Origin of the sequence: Micromonospora sp. URMC 107, assembly GCF_051386315.1 — a bacterium.
Classification (GTDB): Bacteria; Actinomycetota; Actinomycetes; order Mycobacteriales; family Micromonosporaceae; genus Micromonospora.
The window spans coordinates 1-5,401 of sequence record NZ_JBPQTK010000217.1 but is presented as its reverse complement, the minus strand read 5'-3'; the positions used below and the strand labels follow the sequence as shown (position 1 = coordinate 5,401).

The 5,401-nt window shown below is 75.7% G+C and carries 4 protein-coding genes; all 4 read right to left on the bottom strand.

The genetic code is table 11. The features are described 5' to 3' along the window. Positions 1-53: 53 nt before the first annotated feature. A complete protein-coding gene (locus ACSNN9_RS27600; RefSeq protein ID WP_436676221.1) occupies positions 54-1,223 on the bottom strand; it encodes a DUF58 domain-containing protein in 1,170 nt (389 codons plus the stop codon). A 12-nt stretch (positions 1,224-1,235) separates the two neighbouring features. Then, positions 1,236-2,231 (bottom strand): AAA family ATPase, encoded by a 996-nt coding sequence (locus tag ACSNN9_RS27595; protein ID WP_357579430.1) that lies wholly within the window; start codon positions 2,229-2,231, stop codon positions 1,236-1,238. 26 nt (positions 2,232-2,257) lie between these two features. After that, a complete protein-coding gene (locus ACSNN9_RS27590) occupies positions 2,258-4,831 on the bottom strand; it encodes a fibronectin type III domain-containing protein (RefSeq protein ID WP_436676223.1) in 2,574 nt (857 codons plus the stop codon). A gap of 219 nt (positions 4,832-5,050) precedes the next feature. Further along, on the bottom strand, positions 5,051-5,401 hold a 351-nt coding region (locus ACSNN9_RS27585; protein ID WP_436676219.1), incomplete at its 5' end, for a fibronectin type III domain-containing protein.

Genomic DNA, 5,401 nt, shown 5'->3' with positions numbered 1-5,401 from the left:
GGGCGGAGCGCCGACCCCGCCGGCGCTCCGCCCCGCCGCGCCGCCGGGCACTGTCACCACCTGCGCACCCCGTCCCACTCGGCGGCGAAGGCCGCCCCGTCCGCGGCGTCGATCACCACCAGGCCGGCCGCGCCCGACGGCGCCGGCTCCGTCGCCCCGAAGACCCCCACCACCACCGACGGGTACGCGGCCCGCAGCGCGCCCACCGTCCCCAGGTCGTCCCGGCCACCCGGCCCGGTGAGGAAGACCAGCGTGTCGCCGAGCCGCTCCCGCCGCAGCCGGGTGGCGGCGGGCTGAAGGTCGCCCCCGTCGACGAGCCCCGCCGCCGCGAGCCGGTCCAGCGGCCCGTGCGCCGCCGCGTCGTCGCCCCCCGCCGGGGTGCCGGCCGGCTCCGGGGCGACCAGCAGCAGCACCACCGGCAGGGCCTCGCGGAACGCGGCGACGAGCACCGAGGCGGCGGCCTCGCACGCCGACTCGAACGACTCGGCCACCCCGTCGAGGCGCTGCGGGTGGGCGCCCGCCCGGTTGTCCAGCAGCACCACGATCCGGGGCAGGCTGGTGTCCACGTTCTCCCGCACCATGAGCTCGCCCACCCGGGCGCTGGTACGCCAGTGCACCCGGCGCAGCTCGTCACCGACCACGTACTCGCGCAACGAGTCGAAGGTGATCGACCCGTGTGGCACCTTGTCCACCCGGCCGTCGAGGCTGCGCCCCGCGCCCGTGGGCACGGCGTTCAGCGGGTGCACGCGCGGGTGCACCCAGACCGGCACCGTGCCGCCGTACGGGCGGGCCAGCGCCACCAGGCCCAGCGGGTCGCGCCGGGTCACCCGCAGCGGCCCCACCGGCACCACCCCCCGCCGGGCGGTCGGCACCTCGTAGCGGACCGTGGTGTCCCGGCCCGGCCGCAGCCGCAGCAGCGGCACCGGGACCGCGCGGTCGCCGCACCGGTCCTCGGCCACCAGGCTCGCCGCCCGCAGTCGCCCGGCGTTGCGCACCGTCAGGGTCATCGCCGCCGGCTCGCCCCGCGCCACCCGGTCCGGGTCCGCGCTGCGGGTCACCTCCAGGCGGGGCCGCCAGGCCGCGGTCAGCACGGCGTAGCCGACGGCGGTGCCGGCCGCCGCCCCGAGCAGCGTCAGCTCCGGGTACGCGAAGCGGAAGCCGGCCCCGAGCAGCACGACGGCGGCGACGAGCAGCCCGACACAGCGGGCGGTGAGCGCGGACACCGGCGTCGCCGGTCAGCCCTGGACCGGGGCGGGCTGGCCCGAGGGGAGCGGCACCGGCACCGAGGCGACCGCCTGGCGCAGCACCTCGGCGGCGGTCACCCCGCGCACCTGCGCGTCGGGGGTGAGCAGCAGCCGGTGCGCGAAGACCGGCTCGGCCAGGGTCTTCAGGTCCTCCGGCATGATCCAGCCCCGTCCGTCGATCAGCGCGTACGCGCACGCCGCCCTGGTCAGCGCGATCACGCCCCGGGGACTGACCCCGACCCGCACCTGCGGGTGGGTGCGGGTGGCCGCGGCCAGCCGCACCGCGTACGCGTAGAGCGGCTCGGCGATGTGCACCCGGCGGGCCATCCGGACCATCTCCCCGACGGTGGCCGTGTCGGTGACCGCCGTCAGCGCCTCCGGGGAGCGGACCGTCGCCCCGCGCAGCACCTCCACCTCGACCGCCTCGTCGGGGTAGCCGACGGAGAGCTTCACCAGGAACCGGTCGAGCTGCGCCTCGGGCAGCCGGTACGTGCCGTCCATCTCCACCGGGTTCTGGGTGGCCACCACCAGGAACGGCTGCGGCACCGGGTGCCGGACCCCGTCGACGGTGACGGTGCGTTCCTCCATCACCTCCAGCAGCGCCGACTGGGTCTTCGGCGACGCCCGGTTGATCTCGTCGGCGATGACGATGTTCGCGAACACCGGCCCCGGGTGGAACTCGAAGCCCCGGGTGGCCTGGTTGAAGATCGTCACCCCGGACACGTCGGAGGGGAGCAGGTCGGGGGTGAACTGGATGCGCCGCCACTGCCCCTTGACGGTCGCCGCGACGGCCCGGGCCAGGGTGGTCTTGCCGACTCCCGGCACGTCCTCCAGCAGCACGTGCCCCTGGGCGAAGAGGGCGGTCAGCGCCAGCCGGACGACCTGGGGCTTGCCCAGCACCACCGCGTTGACGTTCTCGGCCAGCCGGGCGGCGAGGGCGGCGAAGCCCTGCACCTCCGGCTGGGTGAGCGGTTCTGGGGTGTTCACGGCGGTGGTGCTCCTTGCCTGGGTGGTCAGCAGGTGGGCAGGACCTTGATGTCGTCGCCGCCCTCCAGGTTGAGCCAGGCCCAGGGGATGTAGGTGCGTCCCCTGTAGTCGACCTGCACCCACCAGGTGCTGCGCTTCTCGTTGTTGTAGATGTAGGCGTAGACCTCTTCGCCCTGCTTCTTGCAGTAGGCCTTGAGCCGGGTGCCGTTCGCGACCCAGCCGGCCTGCTGGTCGTCGTCCTGCCGGGTGACCCTGAAGATCTCGTTGCCGTTGCGCTCGCCGGGGATCTCCCGGGTGCAGTAGCGGGCCTCCGCGCCGGAGGTGCCGTTGCGGCAGGTCGCGATCCCGTACAGGGCGCCCGTGGCCTGGGCGCGGGTGGCGGTGCCCTTGCCGGCGGCGTTGCTCGCCGTCACGGTGAAGGTGTACTTCGTGCCGGGGGTCAGGCCCGTCATCGTGATGCTGGAGCAGTTCCCGGGCTTCGCCGGCTCGCCGTTCGTGCTCAGCGCGCAGGTCGCCCTGCCGCCGCCGGCGTCCACGGTGAACGTCACCGTCGCCGAGGTGGCGTCGGCCGAGGAGCCGGTCACGGTGACGCGGGGCTCGGCCACGGTGCGGGCCGTGGCGGTGGCCTCCGGGCCGGGGCCGGCCTCGTTGACCGCCCGCACCTTCACGGTGACGTTCTGGCCGTCGCCAAGCCCGTCCACCGTGGCCCGGGTGTCGGTCACCTCGCTGCCGCGTCCGCCCACGTCCACGAGGTACTTCGTCACCGGGCGGCCGTTCGCCGTCGCCGGGGCCCACTGCACCGCGACGGTGCCCGGTCGATCGGCCACGGTGGTCGCCCGCAGCTCGGTGGGTCGCTCCGGTGGCGCGTACGGCACGACCGTGTTGCTCACCGGCGAGGCCGCCGAGCCGGCGCCCCGGTCGTTGACCGCCACCACCGTGAACGCGTACTGCGTGCCGTATTCCAGCTCGCCCGCCGGCACCACCAGCTCGGTTCTGCGGGACTCGCCGGCCGGGGCGTTGGTGCCCGCCGACGTGGCCGTGACCACGTACTTCGCGATCGTGTTGCCCTGCCCGTTCGCCGCCGGCCACGTCACCAGCACCGTGCCGTCCAAGCGCTCCTCGGCGGTGACGCCCGACGGCGGGTCCGGCACCGCGGCCGTCGGCGTCACGGGGTTGCTGGTCCGTGCGGGACCGTCGCCCTTCGCGTTGACCGCGTGCACCGAGAACCGGTACGTCTCGCCGTTGGTCAGGCCCTTGATCTCGACGGCCCGCTGGTTGGCGCCCACCTCGACGCGCTGGCCGGCGCCCTGCACCACGTACCGGACGATCTCCGCCCCGTTGGCCGGGGCCGGCCGCCAGCTCACCCGGGCCTGCGCGTTGCCGGCGGCGGCGGTGACGTCGCGCGGCGCGCCCGGCTTGCCCACCCTGGGCTTCTTCGGCGGGGGCGGCGGCGGGGGAGCCGGCGGCGGGTCGCCACCGAGCACGTCGTTGGCGTACTTGTCGACCTCGCGGACCTGGTGCCTGTCGTCCACCACCTGGGCGGTGGCCGAGTCGGGAGCGTTGATGAAGAGGTGGTTCTCCCGTACCTCCAGCTCCAGTGGCCCGGTGCCCCGGCCCCGGATGGTGTCGACGAGCCGGCCGGCGGAGTCGAAGGCGTAGACCGTGCCGGACGCCTCGTCGGCGCAGTAGTAGCGGCCGGCCCACGCCACGGCCGGGCTGAGCTGGTCGCCCGTGCCCGGCACGGTGAACGCGCGCACCGCGCCGGCGTCGTCGACCACGTGCACCCGCCGCTCGCCGGGCACCGTCACGGGCACGTCCGGCCCGCTGGTCCGCGCCGGCAGCGCGCCCGGCGTGGTCATCGGCAGCGACGTGGTCCGCACCTCGCCCCGCTGCACGATCACCAGCGCCCCGGCGGTGCGGTCGAGCACCGCGACGCCGTCGTCCAGGGTGGAGACGACCAGGTCGTGGCTGGCGTCCGCGACGTCGTACGTCTCGACCTTCTTCGGGCTGAGGCCGGCCCCGGCGGGGGCCGCCGACGCGGGCGCGGACGGGAGCGGCGCGGCGGTGACCGCCGAGACGGTGCCCTCGCTGGGCACCGCGATCCAGAGGCGCCCCTCGCCGTCGAAGGAGCCGCCGGTGATGCCCGGCGGGTAGCGCACCGGCTCGCCGACCGGGGTGAGCGACCGGGGGTCGAGCTGCCGGACGACGCCCTGCACGGCGTCGACGACGAACGCCGCGTCCCCGTGCAGGGCGACGTTGACGCCCAGCCCCGGGGTCGTCCGGGTGGTCGCGGTGATCTGGAGGGTGGCCAGGTCCAGCGAGCTGACCTGGCCGGTGTTCAGGTCCCGCAGGACCAGCAGCCGGTCGGTCTGGGTGACCTGCATCGGGTGCCGGCGGGCGCCCGGGACTCCGACCCGGGTGTCGACCCGCGCGGTGATCCCGTTGACGCGGGCCAGCTCGCTGCGCGCGGCGCTCCACAGCCAGGAACTCGCGTCGTGGCTCGCCACCGCGTTGTCCGCCGCGCCGAGCCCGTGGATGGTGAGCCCCATGGCGGCCAGCAGCGCGGCCACCGTCGCGATGGTGACGACCCCGCCGCGCATCCGGCGGGGCCGGCGAGGCGGGGGAGCGGTGCCGGCGTGCCCGGCCTCGTCGATGGTGGCCACTACCGGCTGCCTCCTGTGTCGTCCCTGGCAGGTGGCGCGCCCTGTCCGGCGACCCTCCCCTGAGCCGGGTGCCATCATATGGCCCGGTCGGGGGCGGGGGAACCCGCACCGTCCCGCTGTGGACACCGAGCGTGTGCGCCACGCCGCAGTGGACGGTCAGCTCGACGGCGTGTCGCCCTCCCGTTCCGTGCAGACCTGCCCGGAGGTGGCGAACGAGTCCGTCGAGTAGACCGCCAGCACGGTGAAGCAGTAGTCCACCCGCGAGTTGAGCCCGTTGACCGTGTAGCTGGTCTGGCCCGGGTCCACCGTGGCCATCACGCCCAGCGCCTTGCCGGTCCGGCCGCCGGCCACCATGAACGGCACCCCGCCGCCCGCCGGGTCCGTCCAGTTCAGGGTGATCGTCGCCGCGTCGTCCTTGAGCGTCAGCCCGCCCGGCGGGGGACCGGCGGCCGTCGACGCGGACGGCGCGGCGGCCACGGGCGAGGCGGGCCCCGCCGGCGGCGCCGC